At 69.4% G+C, this 25,861-nt stretch carries 25 protein-coding genes and 2 tRNA genes; 12 read left to right on the top strand and 15 right to left on the bottom strand.

What is annotated here, in order from left to right; all coding sequences use genetic code 11:
* The first annotated feature begins 5 nt into the window (after positions 1-5).
* The gene (locus ACIRPH_RS29855; RefSeq protein ID WP_267950203.1) at positions 6-440 is read left to right on the top strand and encodes a hypothetical protein; all 435 of its coding nucleotides are present in this window, start codon (positions 6-8) and stop codon (positions 438-440) included.
* Positions 441-527: 87 nt separating this feature from the next.
* The gene (locus ACIRPH_RS29850) at positions 528-1,331 is read left to right on the top strand and encodes a DUF2786 domain-containing protein (protein ID WP_402920563.1); all 804 of its coding nucleotides are present in this window, start codon (positions 528-530) and stop codon (positions 1,329-1,331) included.
* Between the two features lie 211 nt (positions 1,332-1,542).
* Here ACIRPH_RS29850 and dnaN read toward each other — a convergent pair whose 3' ends face one another.
* Positions 1,543-2,685 (bottom strand): DNA polymerase III subunit beta, encoded by a 1,143-nt coding sequence (gene dnaN / locus ACIRPH_RS29845; RefSeq protein WP_402920560.1) that lies wholly within the window; start codon positions 2,683-2,685, stop codon positions 1,543-1,545.
* 322 nt (positions 2,686-3,007) lie between these two features.
* On the opposite strand from dnaN, the gene ACIRPH_RS29840 reads away from it, so the two are divergent.
* Positions 3,008-3,096, top strand: a tRNA-Ser gene (locus ACIRPH_RS29840).
* 111 nt (positions 3,097-3,207) lie between these two features.
* On the opposite strand, the gene ACIRPH_RS29835 is transcribed toward ACIRPH_RS29840, so the two are convergent.
* Positions 3,208-3,642 (bottom strand): tyrosine-type recombinase/integrase, encoded by a 435-nt coding sequence (locus ACIRPH_RS29835; protein WP_402920320.1) that lies wholly within the window; start codon positions 3,640-3,642, stop codon positions 3,208-3,210.
* 500 nt (positions 3,643-4,142) lie between these two features.
* Here ACIRPH_RS29835 and ACIRPH_RS29830 point away from each other — a divergent pair, with 500 nt between their 5' ends.
* Both ACIRPH_RS29830 and ACIRPH_RS29825 read left to right on the top strand, forming a co-directional pair.
* Positions 4,143-4,763, top strand: coding sequence for a hypothetical protein (locus ACIRPH_RS29830; RefSeq protein WP_402920318.1), 621 nt, complete (start codon positions 4,143-4,145; stop codon positions 4,761-4,763).
* The gene (locus ACIRPH_RS29825; RefSeq protein WP_402920315.1) at positions 4,756-5,325 is read left to right on the top strand and encodes a flavoprotein; all 570 of its coding nucleotides are present in this window, start codon (positions 4,756-4,758) and stop codon (positions 5,323-5,325) included. The genes ACIRPH_RS29830 and ACIRPH_RS29825 overlap by 8 nt, the downstream gene beginning before the upstream one ends.
* A 264-nt stretch (positions 5,326-5,589) precedes the next feature.
* On the opposite strand, the gene ACIRPH_RS29820 is transcribed toward ACIRPH_RS29825, so the two are convergent.
* Positions 5,590-7,233 carry a P-loop ATPase, Sll1717 family gene (locus ACIRPH_RS29820; protein WP_402920313.1) on the bottom strand — a complete coding sequence of 548 codons (1,644 nt, stop codon included), beginning with the start codon at positions 7,231-7,233 and terminating at the stop codon, positions 5,590-5,592.
* An 867-nt stretch (positions 7,234-8,100) separates the two neighbouring features.
* Here ACIRPH_RS29820 and ACIRPH_RS29815 point away from each other — a divergent pair.
* A complete protein-coding gene (locus ACIRPH_RS29815) occupies positions 8,101-8,412 on the top strand; it encodes a hypothetical protein (protein WP_402920311.1) in 312 nt (103 codons plus the stop codon).
* 89 nt (positions 8,413-8,501) lie between these two features.
* On the opposite strand, the gene ACIRPH_RS29810 is transcribed toward ACIRPH_RS29815, so the two are convergent.
* Together ACIRPH_RS29810 and ACIRPH_RS29805 are read right to left on the bottom strand one after the other, a co-directional pair.
* Positions 8,502-9,431 carry a universal stress protein gene (locus tag ACIRPH_RS29810; protein WP_402920308.1) on the bottom strand — a complete coding sequence of 310 codons (930 nt, stop codon included), beginning with the start codon at positions 9,429-9,431 and terminating at the stop codon, positions 8,502-8,504.
* A 258-nt stretch (positions 9,432-9,689) separates the two neighbouring features.
* Positions 9,690-11,552 carry a MinD/ParA family protein gene (locus tag ACIRPH_RS29805; RefSeq protein WP_402920305.1) on the bottom strand — a complete coding sequence of 621 codons (1,863 nt, stop codon included), beginning with the start codon at positions 11,550-11,552 and terminating at the stop codon, positions 9,690-9,692.
* 181 nt (positions 11,553-11,733) lie between these two features.
* On the opposite strand from ACIRPH_RS29805, the gene ACIRPH_RS29800 reads away from it, so the two are divergent.
* Entirely contained in the window at positions 11,734-12,708 is a 975-nt protein-coding gene (locus tag ACIRPH_RS29800) for an NAD(P)H-quinone oxidoreductase (RefSeq protein WP_402920302.1), read from the top strand.
* Between the two features lie 32 nt (positions 12,709-12,740).
* Positions 12,741-13,283, top strand: a complete 543-nt coding sequence (locus tag ACIRPH_RS29795) for a bacterial proteasome activator family protein (RefSeq protein ID WP_402920299.1) — start codon at positions 12,741-12,743, stop codon at positions 13,281-13,283.
* Between the two features lie 64 nt (positions 13,284-13,347).
* Here the strand turns inward: ACIRPH_RS29795 and serS are convergent, their stop codons facing one another.
* The 8 genes from serS to ACIRPH_RS29755 form a co-directional block, all read right to left on the bottom strand.
* Positions 13,348-14,616: a serine--tRNA ligase gene (gene serS, locus ACIRPH_RS29790; protein WP_402920296.1), complete on the bottom strand. Its 1,269-nt coding sequence runs from the start codon at positions 14,614-14,616 to the stop codon at positions 13,348-13,350.
* Between the two features lie 148 nt (positions 14,617-14,764).
* On the bottom strand, positions 14,765-15,712 hold the full coding sequence (gene pheA, locus ACIRPH_RS29785; protein ID WP_330157953.1) for a prephenate dehydratase: 948 nt from the start codon (positions 15,710-15,712) through the stop codon (positions 14,765-14,767).
* Between the two features lie 71 nt (positions 15,713-15,783).
* Positions 15,784-16,530, bottom strand: a complete 747-nt coding sequence (locus ACIRPH_RS29780) for a DUF4446 family protein (RefSeq protein ID WP_402920293.1) — start codon at positions 16,528-16,530, stop codon at positions 15,784-15,786.
* Positions 16,531-16,566: 36 nt separating this feature from the next.
* The gene (locus tag ACIRPH_RS29775; RefSeq protein WP_402920290.1) at positions 16,567-17,415 is read right to left on the bottom strand and encodes a glycosyltransferase family 2 protein; all 849 of its coding nucleotides are present in this window, start codon (positions 17,413-17,415) and stop codon (positions 16,567-16,569) included.
* Positions 17,416-17,425: 10 nt separating this feature from the next.
* On the bottom strand, positions 17,426-17,782 hold the full coding sequence (locus tag ACIRPH_RS29770) for an STAS domain-containing protein (RefSeq protein WP_267947423.1): 357 nt from the start codon (positions 17,780-17,782) through the stop codon (positions 17,426-17,428).
* A 120-nt stretch (positions 17,783-17,902) separates the two neighbouring features.
* Entirely contained in the window at positions 17,903-18,520 is a 618-nt protein-coding gene (locus ACIRPH_RS29765) for an ATP-binding protein (RefSeq protein ID WP_402920286.1), read from the bottom strand.
* 123 nt (positions 18,521-18,643) lie between these two features.
* Positions 18,644-20,704 (bottom strand): PAS domain S-box protein, encoded by a 2,061-nt coding sequence (locus tag ACIRPH_RS29760; protein WP_402920283.1) that lies wholly within the window; start codon positions 20,702-20,704, stop codon positions 18,644-18,646.
* A gap of 77 nt (positions 20,705-20,781) precedes the next feature.
* Positions 20,782-21,114, bottom strand: a complete 333-nt coding sequence (locus ACIRPH_RS29755; protein WP_402920281.1) for a rhodanese-like domain-containing protein — start codon at positions 21,112-21,114, stop codon at positions 20,782-20,784.
* Between the two features lie 79 nt (positions 21,115-21,193).
* On the opposite strand from ACIRPH_RS29755, the gene ACIRPH_RS29750 reads away from it, so the two are divergent.
* Entirely contained in the window at positions 21,194-21,724 is a 531-nt protein-coding gene (locus ACIRPH_RS29750; protein ID WP_402920278.1) for an SSI family serine proteinase inhibitor, read from the top strand.
* 80 nt (positions 21,725-21,804) lie between these two features.
* Here ACIRPH_RS29750 and ACIRPH_RS29745 read toward each other — a convergent pair whose 3' ends face one another.
* Positions 21,805-22,419 (bottom strand): TenA family protein, encoded by a 615-nt coding sequence (locus ACIRPH_RS29745; RefSeq protein ID WP_402920275.1) that lies wholly within the window; start codon positions 22,417-22,419, stop codon positions 21,805-21,807.
* 212 nt (positions 22,420-22,631) lie between these two features.
* Positions 22,632-22,714: transfer RNA gene (locus ACIRPH_RS29740), tRNA-Leu, on the bottom strand.
* Between the two features lie 235 nt (positions 22,715-22,949).
* Here ACIRPH_RS29740 and ACIRPH_RS29735 point away from each other — a divergent pair.
* The 3 genes from ACIRPH_RS29735 (at position 22,950) to ACIRPH_RS29725 (ending at position 25,855) form a co-directional block, all read left to right on the top strand.
* Positions 22,950-23,711 (top strand): DUF3662 and FHA domain-containing protein, encoded by a 762-nt coding sequence (locus ACIRPH_RS29735; protein WP_267950197.1) that lies wholly within the window; start codon positions 22,950-22,952, stop codon positions 23,709-23,711.
* Between the two features lie 240 nt (positions 23,712-23,951).
* On the top strand, positions 23,952-24,506 hold the full coding sequence (locus ACIRPH_RS29730; RefSeq protein WP_402920556.1) for an FHA domain-containing protein: 555 nt from the start codon (positions 23,952-23,954) through the stop codon (positions 24,504-24,506).
* On the top strand, positions 24,503-25,855 hold the full coding sequence (locus tag ACIRPH_RS29725) for a Stp1/IreP family PP2C-type Ser/Thr phosphatase (protein WP_402920272.1): 1,353 nt from the start codon (positions 24,503-24,505) through the stop codon (positions 25,853-25,855). The genes ACIRPH_RS29730 and ACIRPH_RS29725 overlap by 4 nt, the downstream gene beginning before the upstream one ends.
* Positions 25,856-25,861: the final 6 nt, after the last annotated feature.

The following is a 25,861-nucleotide window of genomic DNA, read 5'->3' as shown; positions in this document are numbered from 1 at the left end:
TGGACATGACGCTGGAGCGCGGTAACGCATTCACTCCCGTCGCCTCGGCGACGATGATCTGGCCCTGGACCACCTCGGTCCTGGGGGGCGCGGCCGGTGGTGCCCTCTTCTTCCTGCTGAACCTGGGCGCCGGCGCCCTCTCGTCCGGGCTGACCGCCGCAGTGATCTTCTTCGCCCTGATCGGCGGCGTCGGCGGTGTGATGCGCCAGAAGGCCGACCGCCGGGGCAGGCGCTACGCGGCCACCTACCCCTTCCGCTACGCCGCCGTGCCCGCCGCGGTCGGCGGTGCGGGCTACGCGATCGTCAGCTACGCGACCTCGATCCTGGCCGCCCCGATCGCCGGGCTGTTCGGCGCACTGTTCGGCGGGTTGCTCGTCGCTGCGGCGATCTGGGTCACCGTCGGGCTCATCGCGATGGTGGTCGGGAACAAGAACGCCTAGGCTCGGTGTTTCCCGCCGGTGGCGGGAACTGGACACTCACCGACGGGAGACAACCGGGCGCCGATGACTGAAGCTGCTCGTCAGAAAATGGTCGAGCGGGTCCGAGGGCTCCTCCGCATGGCGGAGGACCCCTCGGTGACTGACGCCGAGAGCCAGGCGTTCACCGCCAAGGCCGCCGAGCTGATGACCCGCCACGCGATCGCGGAGGCCGAGGCCCGCGCCGAGAGGGGCGAGGAACCGGACGCGATCAGCCGCATGGACTACACCGTCGCAGGGGTGGGCGGCCACGGAAAGGCCCGGGTCCGGGCACTGGCCGACATCGCCGCCGCCTACGGCTGCCAGTCGGCGGTCAGGGGCAACAACTCCGAGAACACCGACCGCGTCATCATCCTGGTGGGGACGGTGAGCGCGCTGGACGCGCTGCGGATGCTGATGCCGTCGATCTCCATGCAGATGGAGTCGTCGGCCAAGTTCATGAGTTCGTCGCACGTGGCGGACATTCGCGAACTGCGCAACTACACCAGGTCGGAGCTGGAGACCGAGCGCAAGCGCTACTACCGGTCGTTCGTGCGCGCCTACGGGCGTGCGGTCGCGGAACGCATTCGGGAGTTCCGGGCGCGGTTGCAGGAAATGGCCGCTCCGGGGGGCTCCGACGGATCCGGGGAGAGCGTCGACGCGGCCCGCGGAGCCGAACTGGTCCTGTTCAACGACGTGAACCGCGTGCGCGAGGAGTTCCAGAAGCAGTTCCCCCAGTTGCGCAAGCACCGGCCGGAGCGTACGCACAGCGCGGCGGGCTACCGCGCGGGGTACAGACGGGGACGCCAGGCCGAACTCGGTCTGGACACCCCGGTGAGCAGCGGGGGGACGTCCACCCTGGCAGAGGGCGAATAGAGCCGACCGCCCCCCGTTGTCCACAGGCTGTGCACAGAACCGCCCCTCGGGATGTCTTCCCATGTCAAAGCAGAAATGCGAGAGTCCACCAGGGGTGGTTCGGGTGTTCTCTGCAGACGATTACCCCGGGTTATCCACAGGAAGTTCGCCTTCCTGTGGATAACTCTGTGGATAAGGCGCGGCAGGCTTGGGAAAAGGCCTCAATCCCTGTTCAGGACACCCGCAACGGTTGAACCAGATAGCGGAAGGACGGGCTCTCCCCCTCCGCGGCGGGAACGTCGGTGAACACGGCGGGTTTCGTCTGCTCGGTGAAGTTGAGGTACGCGGTGGCGGTCTCCACCGCCGTTAGACCGTCCATCAGGTAGTCGGGCCGGAAGGCCATGCGCAGCGGCTCCCCCTCGTAGGCGACCTCGATCGCCTCCACCGCCTGGGCGTCGTCCCCCGAGCCGGCCTCCAGAACGACCTCCCCCTCGGTGAACGCCAGCCTCAGCGGGGTGTTGCGGTCCGCGACCAGCGCCACCCGCTTGACCGCCTCCGCCAGCGGGCCGACCGCCACCTCGGCGCGGGCCGAGAACTCCTGCGGGAACCACGAGGCGTACTTGACGAACTCGCTGTCGATCAGCCGGGTGGTGGTGCGGCGCTCACCGTTCCCGAAGCCGATCATCCCCTCACCCTGCGACAGGCCCGCACCCCCGCCCGGCGTCCCCGGGGACAGGGCGATGTCCACGTCGGAGCGGTTGACCAGCCCGCGCACGGTGTCGTACAGGGTGCGCGCCGGCACCAGGGCGGCGGTGTCCACGCCCTGGTCGGAGGGTTTCCACCACAGGTCCCGCACGGCGATGCGGTAGCGGTCGGTCGCGACCACGCTGAGGGAGTCGCCCGTGAAGTCGAGGTAGGCGCCCGTGAGCATGGGGAGCGTGTCGTCCCGGCTCGCGGCCGGAGCCACCTGGCGCACGGCCGTCGTGAAGGCGTCCGCGGGCACGGAGCCGATCAGCCCGGGCATGCCGGGCAGGGAGGGGTAGTCCTCCAGCGGCATCGTGATGAGGGTGAAGCGGGCGGCGCCGCCGACGACCCGGAGCTTGGCGCCGTCCGTGTCGATGTGCACCGAGCCCGGGGGAAGGTTGCGCACGATCTCCGCCAGGAGGCGGCCCGGGACGAGGGCGGCCCCGGACTCCTCGGAGAGGACCTCCACGGACGCGCGCGTGGAGACCTCGTAGTCGAACCCGGACAGGTGCAGCGACGAGCCGTCCCCGGAGACCTCCATCCGGATCCCTGCGAGCACGGGTACCGCGGGCCGGGTGGGTAGTGCCCTCGCGGTCCAGGCGACCGCCTCGGCGAACGCGTCGCGATCCACTCGCAGTTTCACGGGTCGGCCTCCTCATGGGTGTCGTACAGCGTCAACCTACCCAGGGGCTCCGACAAGCGACCGGCCTCGTCCCGGGGCGGACCTGTGGGGACTTCGGCCGGACCGTGTGAGAGGGGTGGCCCGGCCGGGGTCCGGAGCGGGGGTTTCTCCGCCTCGGCGTCCGTGTCCGCCGTGCCCCTGGAGTCGCTGTCGGGCACCCTCCGCACGCCGTCCTCCGGCGCCGCCGACCGCCCCGGAACCGGAGCGGGAGATCCCCGCGAACCCGCCCGTCCCGGTGGGCTACCATGACTGGCGGAGAGTCACTCTCCCGGGAGGGTTCGCATAGCGGCCGAGTGCAGTGCTCTTGAAAAGCACCAAGTCCTTGACGGGGCTTCATGGGTTCAAATCCCATACCCTCCGCAGATTCCCCAGGTCAGAGACCCAGTGGGGAGACAGAGAAGGCCGGTCGCCCGGGTCCATCGCACATTTATCGCACATGGACCGGGCCACCGGCCTTCGTCGTTCCCGGGGTCAGGCGGCAAGGACCCTCTGCCGAGCGGCGTCCATCGCGTCCGCGACCTCGTCCAGGCGATCCGGGAACAGGTGCCCGTACCGGTCCAGGGTCATCGTCGCGCTATTGTGCCCGAGCATGGCTTGCACGACCTTGACGTCCGCGTCGGCGGCGATCGCCAGTGACGCGGCGGTGTGCCGGAGCTTGTGCGGGGTCAGCGCCAAGCCGCCCAGGCCCGCTTCCTTCACCGCCATGGCGAACTCACGGTTACGCCAGTTCCGGATACGCAACGGTGCACCCCGCTTGGTCGTGAAGAGCAGAGCGTCCACCGGCCACCCCTCCACAAAGGGACGCAGCTCGGAGACGAGCGACCGGGGCACCGGCACGGTTCGGAACTTCCCGTTCTTCGGAGCCTGCTCGACGAGCTTCCCGTCAACCTCGGCGAAGGTGACCACGACCTCCAGGGGACGTCGATGACCTCGGTGGAACCGGTAGGGATGTTCGCACGCCGAAGGGACATCGGCCGGATGCAAACGCAGTGATCGGCCGCGTCCTGTTCGGCAGCCTCACGCGTGAGCGGTCGTGCGAGCTGATCGGCACGGGTGGGCTTACCAGCAGGCGTCGGTATCACCCCACAACCACAGAGCGGGAGACCCACCACCATGAACCCTCAACCACCGAGACCGTGGTTCCTCTACGTGCTGAGGGTCTGCCTGGTGATCCAGCTCCTCCCCATCGCGTCGGCCGCTTATGGCGTGTACCTGGGCGAGGAGTGGAGTTTCCTCATACTTTCAAGCCTCATCTACCTGCTCCTCATATGGCTGGTCATCAGAGCAGGACGTTCCTACCGCCAGTGCCGACGCGACCACTTCGCGCATCACTCTGATGCCCGGGACCCGACCGGATAGAAGTCAGCCAGGGTGGTGTCGGAGGCGGAGATTGTGTCGTTCCGGGTGTGATGGAGGCTCTGGTGGGTGCGAGCGCCAGGGCGTTCACCCGCGCTCTGATGCGGGAGCGCCACTACAAAGCTGCGACGGAACTGGCGACGAGCACTGCCGAGCGGGTGGACAGTGCCATGGATGAGCCCACCCCGGAATCCCTATCGGTGTACGGGGCCCTTCTGTTGAGCGGTGCGGTATCGGCAGCCAAACGCGAGAACCGTGGCCAGGCGCTCAGCCTGCTTGACGAAGCCGGAGCGGCAGGCGAACGTCTCGGCGGTGATTTCAACTACCAGTGGACAGCCTTCGGCCCGACCAACGTTCTGCTGCACCGGGTGAGCGCGGCCGTAGAGCTGGGCGACGCTGGCAGCGCCATCGACTACGCACGCCAGGTGCGGTTGGAAAACATCGACGTCATGGAACGCAAGGTCACGCTGTTCATCGACGCGGCCCGCGCCTACCAGCAGTGGGGCAAGACTGAGCTCGCCTACCAAGCGTTGCGCAACGCCGAGGACATGGCGAGCGAAGAACTGACCGCCCGCCCGGTCGTGCACCAGTTGATCAGCGACATCCGCACCCGGGCGAGCGGGCATCTGTACGGCAACGTCAGCGAACTCGCAGAAAGGGTCGGTGCCTGACTCAGTGGGCGATCAGAAAACGCTCTACGTGGTGGTGTGCGCAGCAGGTCCGGCCTCGGAAGTCGGCACCCTGGTGGGTCTGGCCCAGAAACAGGGTTGGACCGTTCAGGTCATGGCTACGCCTGCGGCGGTGAGCTTCATCGACGTGGAGGCGTTGGAGAAGCAGACCGGCAGACCGGTGCGGAGCCAGCACCGTGCACCAGGAGACCCGCGTTCTCCGAAGGCCGATGCCATCATCATCGCGCCAGCCACGTTCAACACGATCAACAAGCTGGCCAACGGGATCGCCGACAACTACGTCTTGGATGTCGTCAACGAAGCCATCGGCCTCGGAGTGCCGATGGTGATCCTCCCGTTCGTGAACTCGGCCTACGCCAGTCGCGCACCGTTCAAGTCAAGCGTCGAGAAGTTGCGCAGCGAAAACGTGCCTGTGATGGTCGGACCAGATTCGTTCATGCCACACGACGCCGGATCCGGGTCGATTTGGATTGGACGATTCCCATGGAAACTAGCTCTGGACAAAGCAGAATCTACGCAGACAGAAGCACATCTGCAATATTGACTTCTTGCATGAGACGATGAATGCGGAGCATAATCAGTTGCAACGTTGCAAGGCTAATAAAATTATTACCGACAGCAGCAAGCGACGCGTGAAACTAACATGAAATAGTGGCAAAACATCCCAAGAGGAACCAAAGAAGGACCCATTCGAGCAAGTCCTCCATTCGCCTCGTGGCGAATTATTTTATCAAATGCACAGAAAGCGAGCCCACCAATAATATCATTTTCACCAGAAGCAAGATTTCATTCTACGCTAGATGAAAAATCACCTACGACCGCTATTAACCTTAACCTCCAATGCCGAATGAAAAGCTGGGTGTATGGAAAAAGCCTTTACCGATGAGATAATACTCTTACCCTCCAATAGCCCCGGAGACTCATAAGAGAATGTCATCTTTCCCGAGGGGATTTTAACACCAAGAAAGCCAATATTATACATCAACTTCACAAGATCGTAGTACAAGGTAACAAAGTCACTTTGGTCGACTGTTGATTCCCAAATCGACCTAGAGTGCTCAAGGAGCCAAGGCGTTCCATCGAACTGGTTTTGAGCCACAAGCAGGACTCCCTCATCAAACCTCTTTGTCAAAATATCTCTATCTATTTCATTCTGAACCCCTCTGAACTTCTCCAAAAAATCTCCAAGACCTGGGTAATTCAGCTTCCACTCATCATGCAAAGCAAGTAACCTACGCATCGAGTACTGCTTCTCAGCCGCCTTGATCACATCCCATGTAAGGCGGTCAGAATTCACATCTTGAGAGAAGCATTCATTAAGGAAAGCAAGGATATCTCGAGGACGCATCAAAGTCCTGGATATCATGTAGTCTGCCGCGCTTCCGCGTGTTTCGTTAGTTCTAGGCAGGAGATCTGACAAATTTTGAGCGCTCAGCCCTGCCTGCTTAGACGCCACGGGAACTCGTCCATCTATAAGTTCAACAAGGTCAGAACTCTGCCATTTGACCTGAAAGACGAGAGATCGGAGTTTTTCCTGCTGAACTTTCTTCCAATCAATCTGGTCAAAAATATTAGTCCTTAGAGCAACTAGAACCTTGAGATTTCGGACTCTTTTCAGGTCCAGTACTGACCTTACCAAGCAACGAATCAGGTCATTTGCCAGTCCTTCATCAACCCAATCTCTATCCAGGTCATCAATTATCACATATGTAAAATTCTGCGGAGAATCTAGGATATCCTCATCCAGAACGGCAAGCATTTTATTCAAGCGAGCCAACTGGGTGTCGTTGACGATCCTCTGATAGCGATCTACTTGTTGGCTAGTGACAGTTCTCCCCTCCTCGGATGCCGTTCCACCGGAAGCACTTATTTCGACCGGATCCGAAAGTCCCGCATTGGCCTCCAAATTAATTTTTTTGGAGAAGCTTTGAGTTATCTCTCGAACGCGCTCGTCTGCTTCGCACCAAAAACGTCCCTCGAATTCCTCTAAATAATCTAGAGCTGACTGCTTACCTGCATCTCGCTTTATCTTGTCTCTTATTATATCGAGAAACCTGATCTTGGCTCCTGGGGAGTCAATTTTGTACCTGTGTCGAATCAACTCCACCAGAAAGACGTGCTTCCACAAGGCAATAAAGAGCGGATCAAGATTCACATTTAGAGCCTCTAAGTGCTTCATTACCTCCAAGTCTGTAATGTAGGGGAGCGACAGATCTTCAGGGGTTATACGGACAACGTGATCGGGATTTTCCCTCTCCAATTGCTTAAGTATGGCTGATTTTCCACCCCCAGTCCTAGCAACAATAAAGCACCTAGAGTCATTTTTTGAGCTTACAGCAGCATAATCGCCAGAATAATAGAAGGCATTTTCAAGAAAAAAATCATCAGCTTCAGCCTGCTCCCCTCCTAGATTAAAGTCACTTCTGATTCTATTCTTTGGCTTATTTACCACTTTTTCTAGCTCCTATTGCTGATTTGAGCTGTATGAGATCAAGGCGACGGCGCGAGCGCCGTCGCGGCGGCCAGCGGTCTCCGCTCGGGCTGCGGGCTGTCGCCCGGCCCCGAGCGCACGGCAAGGCCGCACGCCCATGACGCTTATCGGGCAGGCCCAGGGCTGAGCGGGGACCAGAACTGCCCGATTAGTCCATTGTGACCTGGAACACTGAGACCTGTCAGGGCATTTGGTCACAACGTCTGATGACAAGGACAAGATCGTCTGCCTTCGCCCATCACTGAAGACTGTCACTTAGAGGATGCCGTCCGTGTACGGGGCAGGCCACTGGCAGTACCAAGGGGCTCGCGCCCCCTGGGCCCCCCGAACCCGCACGGAACCTGGCGCGATACAGGACGTGCGAGGGTGCTGGCCGACCGCGCCAGAACCCGCGCGGGACCATAACCGTGGTTGCTGCTCCCTGGGGTACTGGCGCGGCGTTCTCTCCCCCGTCAGGGCGTCCGAAGCCGTCCCGGTTCCATCGCACATTCATCGCACATGACTCTGGGAAGCGGTCGGAAGCGCCGAGAAGGCGCCGGAACATCCGTGCAGGTCAGAGACCCAGTGGGGAGACTGAGAAGGCCGGTAGCCCGGGTCCATCGCACATTTGTCGCACATGGACCGGGCCACCGGCCTTCGTCGTTCCCGGGGGCAGCCGGCAAGGGCCCTGGCGACAGGCACTCGGGGTCCTACCTCCTGAGGGGAGGCCACCACCCCGCGCGGGCGCGGACGCCTCCGGACAAATCCGTGGACAGTCCGCGGGTCGGTCGAGCATGCTGCCTCACGGACGGTGCACCCGGCCGACCACCCCCGACCCGCGGAGGACGCATGGCATTGGTACGCAAGGGCTCACGCCGTATCAGCGTGGACGGCACGGACTACCGCTGGCGCGTACGCCGCAGGCCGACCTATGCGCAGGCCGTGGGCGAGAGCCCCATGACCTTCGCGGCGGAGCTCGCGGACTCCCCCGGACGGGTGCTCGTCGTCGCGACGCCGCATCCGCATCCGGGCCACTACGGGGTGGATCCCGAAGCGGTCGTCCCCGTCACCCCGGCCGTGGTGGCGACCGCCATCCGCCGGGCACGGGACGAGGGGTGGAGCCCTGCCTCGCCCGGCTCCCCCCACCACCTGACTCTCTGAGGCCGCCCCCGCCGGGGCCCCGGAACCGGGGGCGGGCGGAGCCGCGGGCCCCGGGCCGGCCCTCGGGGGCCGGGACCGGGGCCGCCGCCCTACTCGTCCTCGTCGGCGTGCCTGGGGAGGACGACCACGGGGATCCTGGAACGGTGCAGCACGCCCTGGCTGACCGAGCCCAGGAGAAGGCCGCGCACGGTGCCCCGGCCCCGCGAGCCCACCACGACGGCGTCCGCGCCCTCGGCGGCCTCCAGGATCGCGCTCACCGGACTGTTCTGGGTCCGCACCACGCTGACCTCGACGTCGAGGTCCTCGCGCCTCTCGTCGACGACATCGGCGAGCAGGCCGGCCACCAGTTCCTCGGACTGCCTCTCGAACAGGTCCTCCTGCGGCTGGTACCCGGCGGCGGTCATCGCGACCGGGTCGTAGGGGTAGGGGACCTCCCAGCTGTGGACCACGACCAGTTCGGCTCCGCTCTCCGCCGCCAGGTCGTAGGCGAGGCCGAGGGCGCGGCGCGCGTTCGCGGAGCCGTCGACGCCGACCACGATCCGGTCCATCGACGTGGTCGCGGGCTTGCCCTTGTGCGAGGGGACGACCACGACCGGGCACGGTGCGTGGGCCGCCACCCGGACGCTGACCGAGCCCACGAACACCGACTTGAACGTGCCCATCCCCCGGGTGCCGACCACGATCAGGTCGTGGGGGTGGCTCTGCCGGATGACGGCCAGCGGCGCCTCCTCCATCGCGGTCACGGCCTCCGTGACCACGGTCGGCCGGACCTCGCGAACGTGCGCCTCCGCCTCGCCCAGCACACCGGTGGCCTGGCCGTGGATCTCCGGCGTGGGCTCGAACCGCGCGGCGCCCCCGTGGGCCGACACGATCAGCGGCATCCCCAGGGCGTGCACGATGCGGAGCGGGGCGTCCCGTCGTGCGGCCTCCGCCGCCGCCCACTCCAACGCCGCCCGGGAGCCGTCCGATCCGTCGATCCCCACGACGACCCGGGCCGGGCGCACCTCTTTGCCTGCCATAGTTCCCCCTTAGCACTGCGACAGCACTGCGGACCATCTTCGTCGAGTAGACCAGCGCCCCGCCGGAACGGCGCAGGCCGAAGGTCGCCGTTCCGTCCGACCTACGGCCCCGGTGCGTCCGCCCGGGGCCGGCCGCGGACCGGCGGCCCGTCGAGGCGGAGCGCCTGGTGCCCGGATCCCCTCCCCACCATTGTCAGGAAGCGGGTCCCGTAAACCGGAGAGGCGCCCTCCGCGCGTTGTGTCCCGTCGCGACCGTCCTCACCTGCGCCAGGCGAACGCCTCCCCGACCGTCGCCGCCAACTGGAGGTAGGCGTCCCGCGTCCCCGGGGCGAGCTGGTCGAGGTCGACCTCGGCGCCCTCCTCGAGGTGGCCGTCCCAGGGCACCCGGACCACGTCGCGGCACCTGCTCGCGAAATGGCCCTCCAGCCGGTTGAGGTCGACACTGCTCTTGCTGTTGGACCGCACCATCGACAGCACGACGACGGCGCCGCGCACGAGCGGACCGTGGCCGTGCGCCTCCAGCCAGTCCAGGGTGGCGCTGGCGCTGCGGGCCCCGTCCACGGAGGCGGAGCTGACCAGGACCACCTGGTCGGCGAGGCCGAGCACCCCGCGCATCGCCGAGTGCAGGAGGCCGGTGCCGCAGTCGGTGATGCAGATGGAGTAGAAGTGCTCGACTATCCGGGCCACCTCGCGGTAGTCGCCGTCGCTGAACGCCTCGGAGACCGCGGGGTCGCGGTCGGAGGCGAGGATCTCCAGGCGGCTGGGCGACTGGGACGTGAACCCGCGGATGTCGGCGTAGCGCGACACGAGGTGGCGCTCGTTGAGGAGGTCGCGGATGGTCGCGGCGGTCTCCAGCCGCACCTTGTCCGACAGCGTGCCGCGGTCGGGGTTGGCGTCCACGGCGAGGACCCGGTCGCCGCGCAGCGACGCGAGGGTCGCGCCCAGCGCGACCGTGGTGGTGGTCTTGCCGACCCCTCCCTTGAGGCTGAGCACCGCCACCCGGTGGTGCCCGGTCGCCACGGGGGTGCAGGCGCGTGCCACCAGTTCGCGTCGGCGCAGGACCTTGGCGGACTCCCCGGGGTTGACGAGGCCGAGGGTGGCGGAGTGCACGGCGCGGCGCCAGCCGCCGCTCGGCCCCTGGCGCCGGTTGCGCACCAGCGTGGCCGCGTTGAGGGCGTCGGCGGTCTCCCCCTCCTGGTCGGGGCGCCTCTGGGCCTGCTGCCCGGAGGGACGCTCGGGCGCGGGCGCGAGTCCGGCCCTCGGGCCGGTGAGCGTGGGCGGGGGCTCGGGTCCGCGGCGCGGCAGCGGCTCGGACCGCACCGGTCCGGAGTCGGACGCTCCGGTCCCCGCGGGACGGAGGGGGTCGGTGCGCTCGTCCTCCGCCCACGGGCCCGGCGCCGGCCCGGGTGCGGGGGGCGGCCCCGGCTCGGCTCCGAACCCGTCGCCCCCGTGTCCCTGCCCCGGTCGCGCGTCCGGTGCGGGGCCCGTTCCGGGGACCTCTCCGGGCCCCGGGAACGGGCCCGCACCGGTGTCCGCGCCGTCCGCACCGTCCCCGGAGGGGTCCGGGCGTTCGGTGTCGAGCGGCGGCAGCTGCTCGGGCTCGGGGACGTCGGAGTCGCCCCGGAGCCTGCGGGGTGCGAGGGGGTCCGGCCCTCCTCCGCCCGGGCGGGCTGGCCGCTGTGGCCGCTGGGGTCGTTGGGGGCGCTGCGGCCGGCGGACCGCGCCCGGCAGGAGCCGGACCGTGGTGCTCCGCGTCCCGTCGTCGGAGTCCGCGGTGTCCTCCGGGTCCTCGGGGCGTTCCGGGCCGCCGGGCCCGCCCGGCCGCTCGTCCTCGTCCGGCGGCGGCGGCGCCTGGTAGCCGGTCCCCGGCAGCGGGGGAGGCGCGTCCTCGGGCAGCCGGGCGTAGGGGGGCGGGGGCGGTGCCGCCCCCTCGAACCCGCCGAACCACTGCTCCCTCGGCGTGGGCGCGGGCGGCTCCGAAGCGGCTTCGGCGGCCGGTTCGCCGGTCCCCTCGGCGTCCCCGTCCGTACCCTCCCAGAGGGACTCGGTCCTCTCCTCGGCCTCCGAACCCGTGCCCGCCTCGGAGCTGCGACCCGACCCATGCTGTTCCTGGTGTGCCACCGGAGTTCTCCTGCTTGAAGGGGGTGTGCTGTGGAGGAAGGGACACTCCACAAGGGAGAGGCGGGATCCGCTTCCTGGTGTCACTCATACCCGCCCCACCCCAGGGAAGCATCATCCGGGGGTCGGTGGACAGGGCAATCCGTAGCACCGTCCCTGAACCTCCCCGGGTACTGTCTGGCTCATGCACGCGATCCGTATCACCGCACCGGGAGGACCCGAGGTCCTCTCCTGGTCAGAGGTTCCCGACCCCGTCGCCGGAGAGGGGGAGGTCCTGGTGGACGTGGCCGCCGGCGCGGTCAACCGCGCCGACGTCGCGCAACGGCAGGGCACCTACCCGCCCCCGCCCGGCGCCTCCGAGTACCCGGGCCTGGAGTGCTCGGGCACCGTGGCCGCGCTCGGCCCCGGCACCGAGGACTCCGGATGGTCCGTGGGCGACCCCGTGTGCGCCCTCCTGTCCGGGGGCGGCTACGCGGAGAAGGTGGCCGTCCCCGTGGGGCAGCTGCTCCCCGTGCCCGAGGGCGTGAGCCTGGTCGAGGCCGCCGCCCTGCCCGAGGTGGCCGCCACGGTGTGGTCCAACCTGGTGATGGTCGGTGATCTGCGCGCGGGCGAGACCGTCCTCGTGCACGGCGGGGGCAGCGGCATCGGCACCTTCGCCATCCAGTTCGCCCGTGCCCTGGGCGCCCGCGTGGCGGTCACCGCGGGCAGTGAGGAGAAGCTGGCCCGCTGCCGCGAGCTGGGCGCCGAGATCACCGTCAACTACCGGACCGAGGACTTCGCCGAGCGCATGCGCGAGGAGGGCGGCGCCGACCTCATCCTCGACATCATGGGCGGCTCCTACCTCGACGCGAACCTGCGTTCGCTGGCGACGAACGGCCGCATCACGATGATCGCCCTGATGGGGGGCCGCCGCGCCGAGGCCGATCTGGGGCGTATGCTCGCGAAAAGGCTCTCCGTGCACGCGACGACGCTCCGCTCCCGTCCCCTGGACGAGAAGGCGGCCATCGTCGCGGGAGTACTGGAGCAGGTGTGGCCGTTGGTAGAACAAGGAGCCATCCGCCCCGTCGTGGACCGTTCTGTACCGATGCGGAACGCGGCGGAGGCGCATCGCGTCATGGAATCGAGCGCGCACACCGGAAAGATTCTCCTCACCCGTTGACGGCGTGCCGGTACATCCACGTAAGGGAACTGATGAGCAGCGCAGACGACCAGAAGGACGAGCCCCAGGTACTGGTCATGGGGGTCGACCAGCACGACGGGGCCGACGACGACGGCGCGGAGGAGCCCCGCTCCCTCGCCGACATGGTGGAGCAGCCCGCCAAGGTGATGCGGATCGGCAGCATGATCCGCCAGCTCCTGGACGAGGTGAAGGCCGCTCCGCTGGACGAGGCCAGCCGCACCCGCCTCAAGGAGATCCACACCTCCTCGATCAAGGAGCTCGAGGACGGCCTCGCCCCCGAGCTCATCGAGGAGCTGGACCGGCTGACCCTGCCGTTCGCGGACGGGTCGGCGCCCAGCGACGCCGAGCTGCGCATCGCCCAGGCGCAGCTGGTGGGCTGGCTCGAGGGCCTGTTCCACGGCATCCAGACGACCCTGTTCGCCCAGCAGATGGCGGCCAGGGCCCAGTTGGAGAACATGCGCAAGGCGCTGCCGCCCGGCCTCTCCGGCCTCCAGGCCCAGGACGGCCCGTCCGTGGCCGGCGACGAGTCGCACGGATCCGGCCCCTACCTGTAGCCCGGGTCCCGCACGCGAGGAGCCCCCGCCCTTCCCGGGCGGGGGCTCCTCGCGTGCACGTCCGCTACCGGGCCTTCACCGGCTCCAGGACGTCGAGGCCCAGGAAGGGGCGCAGCGCCTCGGGGACGACCACGGAGCCGTCCGCGCGCTGGTGGTTCTCCAGGATGGCGACGATCCACCGTGTGGTGGCCAGCGTCCCGTTCAGGGTGGCGGCGAAGCGGGGCTTGCCGTCCTCGCCCCGGAACCGCACGTTGAGGCGCCGGGTCTGGAAGTCGGTGCAGTTCGAGGTGGAGGTCAGCTCGCGGTAGGTCTCCTGGGTGGGGACCCACGCCTCGCAGTCGAACTTGCGGGCGGCGCTGGTGCCCAGGTCGCCCCCGGCGATGTCCACCACGCGGTAGGGGAGCTCCAGCTTGTCGAGCATCTCCCGCTCCCAGGCGAGGAGCCGCTCGTGCTCCTCGTGCGCCCGGTCCGGGTGGGCGTACACGAACATCTCCACCTTGTTGAACTGGTGGACCCGGATGATGCCCCTGGTGTCCTTGCCGTAGGAGCCCGCCTCGCGGCGGAAGCACGTCGACCAGCCCACGTACCGGTTGGGCAGGTCGTCGGCGGCCAGGATCTCCCCGGCGTGGTACCCGGCCAGCGGCACCTCGGAGGTGCCCACGAGGTACAGGTCGTCCGCGGCCAGCCGGTACACCTCGTCGGCGTGCTCGCCGAGGAAGCCGGTGCCCTCCATGGTCTCGGGCTTGACCAGGACCGGCGGGACCATCGCGGTGAAGCCCGCGGCCACGGCCCGGTTCATCGCCATGTTGAGCAGCGCCAGCTCCAGCTGGGCGCCCACGCCGGTGAGGAAGTAGAAGCGGGATCCCGACACCTTGGCGCCGCGCTCCATGTCGATGGCGCCGAGCATCTCGCCCAGCTCCAGGTGGTCGCGCGGGGTGAAGTCGAACTCGCGCGGCGTCCCGACGGTCTCCAGGACCCGGAAGTCGTCCACGCCGCCCTCGGGCGCGTCCGCCTCCACGATGTTGGGGACGCGGGCCAGGACGGCGGCCAGCTCCTCGGCGAGGCGTCCGGCCTCGGCCTCGGCCTCCTTGACCTCGGCCGCGAGCGACTTGGCCTTGGTCAGGAGCTCCTCGCGGTCCTCCGCGGAGGCCTTGGAGACGGACTTGCCCACACTCTTCTGCTCGGCGCGCAGGGTCTCGAACCGGGTCAGCGCGGCACGGCGGCCGGAGTCGAGTTCGAGCAGCCGGTCCGCGACGGAGGGGTCCTCCCCGCGGGCGCGCTGCGAGGCACGGAGTCGTTCGGGGTCTTCTCGAAGAGCGCGAAGGTCGATCACGTCTTGCAGGTTACCGCCCGGGCTCGGCGGCGGTCACATCGTTTCCCGGACCGCGCCGCCGACGCACGGTGACGGTCCCCTCGCCGGCGCGAGGGGTCCGTCGCGGGGGACGGTCCGGGGCCGCCGGTTGGGACGGCAGGTGCGGTCGTCAGTCGACGTGCCCGGCACGGATGCGCGCCAGCCACTGCTCCGCCTCGGCGAACTCCGCGTCGGTGGCCGGACGGGGCCGGAGCGGGGGGTCGGTCTCGACGGCCTCGCCGCCCCGCGGGTAGCTGCCGAGGAAGCGCACGTCCCGGCAGACCCTCCGGATGCCCATGAGGGCCTCGCCGACCCGGGCCTCGGCCACGTGCCCCTCGGCGTCGATGCAGAAGCAGTAGCTGCCGAGCTTGTCGCCGGTGGGGCGCGACTCCAGCCGGGTGAGGTTGACCCCGCGGACGGAGAACTGGCTGAGCACCTCGATCAGGGCGCCGGGGTGGTCCTCGGAGATGAAGGCGACCAGCGAGGTCCGGTCGGCCCCGGTGGGCGCGGAGACCGCGCCGGGCCTGGACAGGTAGATGAACCGGGTGGCGGCCCCGCCGCGGTCGCCGATCCCGACGGCGAGCGCGTGCAGCCCGTACCGCTCGCCCGCGATCACGGCGCAGATCGCCGCGTCGTAGGGCGCGCCGGGTTCGGAGACCGTGCGCGCGGCGGCGGCGGTGGAGGAGACCGTGTGCGTCTCCGCGTCGGGCAGCCGCCGGGCGAGCCAGCCGCGGCACTGGGCGAGGGCGTGGGGGTGGGTGGCCACCCGCTTGACGTCCTCCAGGACGGTGCCGGGCCGGGCGAACAGCGCGAACTCGACCGGGATCGCCGTCTCACCGGTGATGAGGAGCGGCTCCCCGTTGACGAGCTCGGCGATGGTGGCGGTGACGCCGCCCTCCACCGAGTTCTCCAGCGGGACGACGCCGCCGTCCACCGTGCCGGTCCGGACGGCGTCGAAGACCGCGGCGACTCCGTCGCACGGGACGCGCGCCCCGTCGGGCGCCTCGGGGCGCAGCGCGCGCAGCGCGGCCTCGGTGAAGGTGCCCTCGGGGCCGAGGTAGGCGTAGCGGTTGGGCATGGTGTCAGGCTATACGGCCCGGTGGGCGGCGGGCGGCCCCCGGCGACACGCGCGTCGGCCGGGCGGTGGGGTCACCCTCGGGCGGAGGCGCTCCCGTCCACCTTCTCCTTCAGGGGGCCCGCGCCCGCGGACGGGCGGCCGGCGCGCGCCGCCGCTTCCGGGGCGCCTCCCCCCGCGTCCCCGACCGGGGCGCGGACCCCGGCTCCGTCCTCCTGCTCGGAGTCCTCCCCGTCCCCGGGGCGGTCGTCCGCGTCGAAACCCTCCGCGTCGTCCATGTCGTCCATGTCGTCCACGGCTGCCAGCACCGTGACCGGGGGTTCCGTCACGGGCTCCGCACAGCTGCCGTCGGAGCCGGTCACCGGGGCCGCGGCCGCAGCGGTCCCGAGCGGGTCCGCCGGGGCCGAGGGCGCGGGCACGAGGGCGCCGACGCCGTTGCCCAGACGGGCCGACCTGACCACGCGGTCCTCCTCCGGGCTGAGCAGGACGCGGCCCTCGCCGCGCACGACGGCCTTGGCGTAGGTGCGTGACTCGGTGCGTCCGTTGATGGAGGTGAGGACGACTCCGTCGCCCTGGCCGTTGAGCAGCGCGAGGGAGAAGGAGCGGGTGCCCGACATCTCCTCCAGGGCGTCGTAGTGCAGTACGGCCACGTCACGGACGGCGAACGGGTCGACGCCCGAGGCGCCCACCGCGGCCGTGCGTGTGGCCAGGACCTGGGTTTCGTCGCCGAGCGCGCGGGCCCTGTTCAGGGCGTAGCCGCCGAGGGCGAGTCCGCCCAGGCCGGCGATCAGACCCAGCGAGGCAAGGAGCGTAGTGAACACAGCGCGAGCGTATCGCTACGCAAAGCACTTATGCTGTCACTCCTGGCGATTTCTCCGATCTCTGTGCCCGAGTTTTCGCGACATTTGCCGTCGCGTGAAGGTCGTGCGCTCCAGGGCCCGGTCCCATCCGCGCCGGACCGCCGGCCGGAGCCCCCTGGCCACCAGGGCCCTCGCCACGTCCGCGAACTGGTGCGCGCGGTGCATCTGTGCCCTGAGGTCGGTACCGGTGGCCCGGTGCTCCAGCGGCACCTCGACCTCCTCCACGCGGAACCCGGCCCGGAGCACGTCGATGGTGAGGCCGGTCTCGACCCCGAAGCCGGGCGCCAGCGGCCTGGCCGCCTCGAAGGCCGCGCGCGTCAGGCAGCGCTGGCCGTTGAGCGGCTGCTCCGGCTCCCAGCCCGTGGCCCGGCTGACGCCGCCCCGTGCGAGGCGCACCACGAAACCGTGGCCGCCCAGGCGCATGCGGGTGGCCGGGAAGAGCGCGATGGTCATGTCGGCCTTCCCCGTGCCGACCGGTTCGATCAGCGGGGCGGCTCCCGAGGCCGTGCCCTCCAGGTCGGCGTCGAGGAACAGCAGGTTGCGGGGCGGGCGGTGCGTACCGGCCCGCGCCTCGTCCTCCTCGATGAGCCGGACGCCCTCGGCGCCCGTCTCCATCGCCGCCCCCTTGCCCCGGTTGCGGCTGTGCTTGAACACGCGCGCGCCGGCCCGGAGCGCGACGTCCGCGGTCGTGTCCGCGGAACCGTCGTCGACCACGACGACCAGGTCGACACCGAGCAGGTCCCGGGCGGCGCGCACGGTGCTGCCGACCCGTTCGGCCTCGTCCTTGGCGGCGATCACCACGGCGACCCCGGTCTCCTCCGGGCCGCCGGCCTCCCTCTCGCGCACCTCGCCCCGTCTACTGGGCCTTGCCGGTCCCCGCGGCCACCGGCAACGCGTCGAGATCGGCGTGGATGACGAACACCTCGACCAGCCCGGTGACCTCCAGGACCTTCATGACGGCCGGTTTGGGCGCCACGAGCTCCAGTTCACCGCCCTTGTCACGGGCGCGCTTCATGGCGGAGAGCAGCACGCTGATGCCCGTCGAGTCGCAGAACTCCGTCCGGGACATGTCGATGACCAGCCGCCGCGCCCCGTCCTCCAGGGCTCCGACGAGCTCGCTGCGCAACTGGGGCGCCGTGTACAGGTCGATCTCACCGCCAACGGTTACCACCGCGACGTCTTCTTGAGATCGGCTTGATATCTTCAACTCCACGGACGTGACTGTAGCGCCCCGTCCACCCCCGGGCCACTTCGGTGACGGTGTGTTGACGGTGTTTCGCTACATCGGTCACGTTCCTCCGGGTGCCGACGCCGGAGTCCCCTCGCGGGCGCCTCAGAGCAGCGCGCTCCGGGCCCTCTGGTCGTCACGGAGGTGGAGGCGCAGCTCGACGACGTCGGCGGCCCTCCGGTCCACGAGCTGGTCGACGACACCGCAGCCGCGGCCCGTGTCCGTTCCCCGTTCCGCGCGGCCGACGTCGTCCGCGGAGAGCTCCAGGACCGCCCACACGGTGGTGGTCGTCGCGTCCATCTCGGTGCCCCAGCGGCCCGACAGGGTCTGGACGATGCCCAGGCCCCGGCCGCCCAGCCCCGACACGGAGGGCATCGCCACCCGCGGCATCGTGCTGGACCCGCCGTCGCGCACCGAGATCTCCACCCAGCCCCCGGGGCGCGGACCGCGGTCCACCTCGACCCTCCAGGACACGCCGACGGAGTTCTCGGGGTTGCCCGGTGTGGGCAGGGGGCTGGCGTGGCGGAGGGCGTTGCTGACGAGTTCGCTCAGCACGAGGGCGGCGTCGTCGACGCGGTCCTCGCCGAGCTCCATCGCGTGCAGGTCCCCGCACAGCCGCTGCCGGGCTCCCGCCACGCTCGCGGGGTCGTAGGGGAGTACGACGCTCCGCTCGACCTTCTGCGGGCGGTCCCCGGAATCAACTGGGGTGCTGTCACCTGACACGTTCTGTCCCTGCGCGTTCGTGCTCTCTCGGTCGGACCGGAACCCGCCCGAAGTGTGGCAGCGAATTCCACCAGGGGTGGAAATGCCCCGATCACCTCGGAAGGAAACCCGAGCCGGGACGAATCACGGGGTGGGGCTGGCGCTTCGGCGCACGGATCGCTGACGTGACAGGGCTTCGGGGGTTGAAGAGGTTTTTGTTGTTTTTTGGGACACAGGTGGCTGGTGGGAGACGTCAGTCGCCTGCGCCTCACCGGTGACGCCCGTACGCACCGCGGACGCCACCGGCGACTCCTCCGCCCCGGGGCCCTCCCCCGTTTCGGGTTCCGGCGCCTCGCCGCGGTGCAGCGGCACCGTGAAGCGCATCCTGGCGCCCCGCTCCAACCGCTGGGCGGTCACGTCCCCGCCCTGGTCGCGGGCCAGCTGCCGCACGATGTACAGACCCAGGCCCAGCCCGCCGAAACCGGTCTCCCCGTCCCCGCGCGCCCCCGCCTGCACGAAGCGGTCGAAGATCCGTTCCTCGTCCCCCGGGCGCAGCCCCACACCCTCGTCGTCCACGGTGACCGCGACGGCCCCCTCCTCCGCCCGGACGGTGACGTGCACGTGGCCGCCCTCCGGCGAGAACTTGAGGGCGTTGTCCAGCAGCTGGTCCATGATCATGCCCGTGGCCAGGGAGTCCCCCGCCGTCGCCGGGAGCTCGTCGGGCCCGTCCAGGGAGACCTCGTGCCGGTCGGAGAGCGGCCGGAACGCGCTGACCGCCTGCCTCAGCACGTCGAGCAGGTCGAACCTGTCCCGGCTGACCCGGATCTCCCCGCGCGAGACGTCCGACCCCAGCTGGAGCCGGTCCACCAGGGTCACCAGGGCCGAGGACCGGTCCGCGATGGTGCCGACCGCCTCGTACTGCGAGTCCGGGGTGAGCCGCGCCCACTTGCGCATGAGGGTGGTCGCGTAGCCGTGGATCACCGTGATGGGGGTCCGCAGCTCGTGGCCGCTGGTGGCCAGGAACTCCTCGCGCTCCTCCTCCATGGCCTTCTGCGCGGTGATGTCGCGGAAGTCCACCACCCACTCGTGGGTGCGGGGGATCCTCGCCATGAGGATCTCCAGCCAGCGGCCGTCCTTGAGCTTGTGCTTGACGGGCTGGCCGTGGCACGCGGGCAGGGGGAAGGGCGGATGCCGGCCCTCGACCGCCTCCAACGGGTAGCCGGTCAGCTCCACCGCCGAGCGGTTCCACTTGCGCACCCGGCCGCCGAAGTCCAGCACGGCGATCCCGTCGGCGCTGGAGTCGGCCACGGCCTGTTCGTGGACGCGCTGGAGGTTGAGCTCCTCGTAGGCCAGGGCGTTGCCGATCGCCACCCCGGCGTGCGCGGCGAGGAGTTCGAGCAGTTCCAGCTCGATGTGCCCCACCTTGCGCTGGCTGTAGAGCGCGTAGAGGGCGCCGTACGGGCGGCCGTGCACGTTGGTCACGCACAGGGCGATGGTGTGCAGGCCCGGGAGGTCGGCCCAGACCAGGTCCTGGAGGCCGCGGGTGTCCTCGTTGGCCAGCAGGACGGACTTGCCGCTGCGCAGCAGCTCCCCGAACAGGCTGTCCTCCAGCGGTGCGGTGAACCCCTGGAGCTCGTCGGACAGGGACGAGAGGCTCACCAGCTCCACGCGGTCCTCGTCGAGGAGGACGAACCCTCCCGCGTCCGCGCCGGTCAGCTCGGTGATGCCCCGGGAGATCCGGTCGAGCACCGACTTGAGGCTGAGGTCCGCGTTGATGTCCACGACCACGTCGGTGAGCCGGCGCACCAGCCTGGCCCGCTCCATGGCCGAGCGCTGCGCCTGCACGTCGTTGTCGGAGGGGTGGAGGCTGAGCACCCAGCCGGCGAACCGGCCGTCGGCCCCGGCCACCCGGTTGGCTCCGATCCGGACGTCGACGACCGTGCCGTCCCTGCGCACCCGGCGCGTGTACACCGCCAGCGGGTTCCCCGCGCGCACCTGTTCGAGCACCGCGCCGTGCTCGCCCTTCAGCTCGGCGGGGACGATCGGCAGCTCGCCGCCGAGCACCTCCTCCGCGCTCCAGCCGAACATGCGCTCGGCGGCCGGATTCCACACGGTGACCCGGAGCTCGCCGTCGAGACCGACCACCGCGTCCGCTGACGAGGCCAGCACGGCTTCGGCGCTGAGGGGCGCGCGCTCGGAACTCACGACGTCATAGTGCCACCCGAAAGCCGCCGAGTGGCAGGGCTTTGCACAATCCGATCAAATTCCGCCCCGAAGGAGACTCACAGGACCCTCGGCTCCTCGCCGGAGCCCGCCTCCATGGCGCGTCCGGCGTGCTCCCAGGCCCGCATCCCGCCGGACACGTTGACCGAGTCCCAGCCCGCCTGGTTCAGCGCCGCGACGGCCTGGGCGGAGCGGCCGCCGACACGGCAGACCACGTAGACCCTCCTGTCCTGCGGGACCTCGGAGGCCCGCTGCCCCAGCTCCCCGAGCGGGATGTGGACGGCCCCGGGCGCGCGGCCCGCGTTCCACTCGTCGTCCTCGCGGACGTCGAGCAGGTAGGCGCCCTCGGGCACCTCGGTGGCGCCGGCCTCCGGAACACCGTTCCCGAACAATGTGACCCCCTGTGTCGTGGTGATGCGAAAAATGTGAGGAACCGGGGAACCCGGCACGGGCGCGCCACGTCGAAGCGGTATGTCACTGCACACCCTCGCGACGGCTCTGCCGGCCCGCCTCGCCGCTCTCGCGGCCCTGGGCCTGCTTATCACGGCCTGCGGCAACGAACCCGCAGAGGTGAACGCTCCGGCACCCGAGTCCGACCAGACCACCGAACCCTCCTCCCCCGGCGACGGGGAGGAGCAGGGAGACGACGGCGCGACCGGCGGAGACGCCGCGGTCGAGCTGACGATCGAGCGCTCCCTGAACGACGAGGAGTCGCTGTCACCCGAGTCCGGCTACGAGGAGGGGACCTGGACCCTCACCTGCGCGCCGGCCGGCGGCGACCACCCCGACCCCGAGGCGGCGTGCGCCCGGATCGACGAGGTCGGCGCGGAGCCGTTCGTCCTCGACACCGGCGACATGACGTGCACGATGATCATGGGCGGCCCCGAGGTCGTCCGCGTCACCGGGCACGTCGAGGACACCGAGGTCGACACCGAGTTCAACAAGGTCGGCGGCTGCGAGGTCGACCGCTTCGAGTCCGTGGACACGGTCCTCAACCCCTGACCGGGGCGCCGGGGGGGGGGGGGGGGGGGGGCCCCCCCCCCCCCGCCCCCCCCCCCCCCCCCCCCCCCCCCCCCGCGCCGTCAGGGCGTCCACGGGGTGGTCCAGAAGGCGACCTCGTGGCGCATGCCCTCCAGGAAGAAGCGCTCCGCGCGCTCCGGATCGGGGCGGGCCTCCTCCAGCATGCGCCCGTACCGCTCCGTCAACCGCGTGAAGCCGGGATCGGCGTAGGTGTCGACCCACCGCCGGAAGCGCGGCTCCTCCGGGCGGTTCCCGGCGAGCGCCAGACCCAGCTGGTTGTAGCCCCACATGCAGGGGTAGACGGCGGCGAGGCCGTCCCGGTAGTCGGCGGCGGCGTCGAGGAGCCACGAGGTGTACGCGGCGCAGGCCGGGCCCTTGTCCTTCACGGCCAGGTCCGCGCCGAACTCCCCGGAGAGGGAGCGGTGCAGCTCCAGCTCCTCGTTGAGGGTGCTGTGCGCGATGCCGACCAGGTCGGCGAGGTGGCCGTCGGGCGCCTGCCAGGCCAGCCGGGAGAACGCGCGCGCGTAGTCGAGCAGGTAGAGGTGGTCCTGCTCCAGCCAGTAGCGGAAGGCGCGGTCGTCGAGGTCTCCCCGGGAGATGCCCGCGACGGTCGGGTGCGCCAGCTGCTCGGCGACCAGCGGTCGCCCGATCTCGTGAAGTCGTTCGGTGATTCCCACGCCCGAAGTGTCCCATCCGGGTGAGTTCGTCCGCGCGGCGGCCGTCCCCGGCGCCCCACCGCCCGCCCGAACCCCCGGTGACGATCGGTTCACGATCTCCCCGCCCCGGGCCGCCGCCCGGGGCGGAGCGGCGACGGGGCCGGAGGGCCCGCCGACAGCGAAGCGGCCCTGGTCACCAGGTCGACTGGTGGCCAGGGCCGCTTCGGATAAAGTGGGCGAGGAGGGATTTGAACCCTCACATCCTTTCGGACACACGGACCTGAACCGTGCGCGTCTACCGTTCCGCCACCCGCCCGGATGACTCGCATTCAGTTGTGTGGCCAGGTGATCCGGGCTTTTCGTCCGTTTCCCCTGGCGACATGGATAAGGCTAGCACGGTCTGAACGTGGGTCGCACACCGATTTCGGCCCCTCCTCCGGGGCCTTCCCGGACCCCCTCCCGGGGGTGCGCCTGAAACCAGGGACACCCGGGCCCGGTTACGATCGTCTACACATACGAAGTGGAGTACAAAAGGGAGGTACCTCGTGGGAGTGCTCCAACGCTTCGAGCGCAGGCTTGAGGGCATGATCGAAGGCACCTTCGCGATGGCCTTCAAGTCCGAGCTCCAGCCGGTCGAGGTGGCGAGCGCCGTCCAGCGTGAGATGGACGAGCGGGCAGCCATCGTCGCCCAGGGCCGCACCCTGGTCCCGAACGACTTCATCGTCGAGCTCGCGGCCAGCGACAAGGAACGGCTCGAAGTCTACGCCGACAGCCTCGGCCAGGAACTGTCCAAGCTCGCCCGTGACTACGCGACGGAGCAGGGCTACTCCTTCGTCGGTCCGGTCCGGGTCCACTTCAGGTCCGACGAGGGCCTCAAGACCGGCCGCTTCCGCATCCGCTCCGGCGTCGTGCGCGGCACCATGGTCGGTCCGGAGGGAGAGGTCCGACAGCCCGTCGGCGACCCCGGCCAGCCCGCCGGCCAGCAGCAGAGCGGGCGTCCGCGCCTGCTGATCTCCCCGGGCGGCGCCACCGCGGAGGGCAGCATCGCCAGCCACGGCATGCAGCAGTCCTTCGAGCTGACGACCCCGGTGACCCTTCTGGGCCGCGGCACCGACTGCGACCTCCGACTGGTCGACAACGGTGTCTCCCGTCACCACGTCGAGATCCGTCTGGACGGGGACGAGGCCGTCCTCGTGGACAAGGGGTCCACGAACGGGACCTTCGTCAACGGCCAGCAGGTCAGGCAGGCCCGTCTGGTGGACGGCAGCAGGATCAGCCTCGGCCGCACCACCATGACGTTCCGGCGCGACTGAGAACCCCGCCACAATCGACCGATCAGGCCCGGCGCGAACCGCAACCAACACCGTTCCGTCGGCGTCTGACAGGTCGTACCCGGGGCGGGTCGAATACGGACCTGCTGTCGGATATCCGGTCGGGCAGGTAGTCTCCGCGAAGACCTGACCGATCGGGCACACGGACCGCGGCCGCAGGCCGCGACCAGCGACCTCGACACTCACCGACCCGAAGGTGGGGAAGACACGGTGGCGGCGCCGATGACCGCTACCCCGGCCGAAGCACGACAGGGGCTGAAGAGCAGTTCGATGTCCAACTTGACCCTCATATTGATCAAGATCGCGTATCTCGCGGTGCTTTGGCTGTTCGTCCTCACGGCGGTCGGCGTCATTCGCACGGACCTCTTCGGCCCGTCCAAGAAGAAACCGCGGAAGAAGCCCCGGCCCGGCCCGCGCCCCGCCCAGCGCCGGGAGGCGCCCGCCCCCTCCCACTCCCAGGCCCGGCCGCAGCGCAAGCGCCGCAACGAGCCGACCGTGCTGGCCGTGACCCAGGGATCCCTCTCCGGTACCACCGTCGAGCTGGGGTCCCAACCCATCACCATCGGACGCGCCCCCGACTCGACGCTCGTCATCACCGACGACTACGCCTCGGGCCGGCACGCGCGCGTCTACTCCGAGAACGGCCGCTGGTTCGTCGAGGACCTCAACTCGACCAACGGCACCTACCTCGGCCAGCAGAAGCTGAACCGCCCCCAGCCCATCACGGTGGGTCAGCCCATCCGTATCGGCAAAACCGTCCTGGAACTGCGCAAATGACAATCGCTCTCCGATACGCGGCGTACTCCGATGTTGGATGCCTCCGCGAAGGCAACGAAGACTCCGGCTACGCCGGCCAGCACCTCCTCGCTGTGGCCGACGGCATGGGCGGTTACGCGGGCGGTGAGGTGGCCAGCTCCATCGCGATCTCCTCGATCCGCCGCCTCGACTCCGAGACCCACAAGTCCGACGAGATGCCCGAGGTCCTCCAGCGCGCCGTCGAGCAGGCCAACGCCTCCCTCTCCCGCCGGATCATGGAGGAGCCGCAGCTGGAGAACATGGGCACCACCCTGACGGCCATGCTGTGGTCCGGCGCCCGCGTCGCGCTCATCCACATCGGCGACTCGCGCGCCTACCTGCTGCGCGGCCCCCGCTTCGAGCAGATCACCCACGACCACACCCTGGTGCAGACCCTGGTGGACGAGGGCAAGATCACCGAGGAGGAGGTGGCCACGCACCCGCAGCGGTCCCTCATCCTGCGCGCCCTGGACGGCAAGAGCCCGGTCGACCCCGACATCTCCATCAACGACGCCAAGGTCGGCGACCGCTACATGCTCTGCTCCGACGGGCTCTCCGGGGTGGTCAGCAAGAAGACCATCCACGAGACCCTCGCGACCGAGTCCGACCCGCGGGGTGCGTCCAAGAAGCTCATCGAGCTGGCCATCCGCGGGGGCGGCCCGGACAACATCACCGTGGTCGTCGCCGACGTCATCGAGACCGACACCGACCGCGAGGGCCCCACGCCCGCCGCCCAGGTCGTCGGCGCCGCCGACCAGCAGCCCGACGCCGCGGAGCAGGGCAACGACTCGCCCGCGAGACGGGCGCAGGAGCTGCGCGGCACCGGCGGGGACACCGCCGAGATGGACCCCGTGCGGGACGACGCCCCGGGCGAGCCCGCCTTCCAGGAGCCGTACGAGGGCTACGACGGCTACGAGGCGCCGCCGGCCGACCGGCGGGGCCGCTCCGAGCCCGACACCGAGTACCGCACCAGGCGCTGGTGGCCGATGGTGCTGGTGTTCGTCGTCGTGGTGGCGGTCGTCGCCGGGGCCACCTACTACTTCGGCCGCCAGTACGTGGACAGCCAGTACTACGTCGGCCCGTCCTCCAACGGCAACGTCGCGATCTACCAGGGCATCAACACCGACATCGCCGGGTTCAGCCTGTCGGACGAGCTGGAGGACACCGAGATCGCCCTCGACTCCCTGGCCGACGCCGACCGCGACGCCGTGGAGAACACGATCCCCGCCGAGAGCCTGGAGGCCGCGCGGGAGAGCGTCGAGAGGCTGAACCAGGGCTCGGGCCCGACCGGCGGCGACCGGGGGACCGGCTCCGAGGAAGGGACCGGGTGAGTCCGG

The sequence above is a fragment of the Nocardiopsis sp. NPDC101807 genome, from assembly GCF_044766605.1.
Classification (GTDB): domain Bacteria; phylum Actinomycetota; class Actinomycetes; order Streptosporangiales; family Streptosporangiaceae; genus Nocardiopsis; species Nocardiopsis tropica.
The sequence above is the reverse complement of the archived record's forward strand: the minus strand, read 5'-3'. Positions and strand labels throughout refer to the sequence as shown.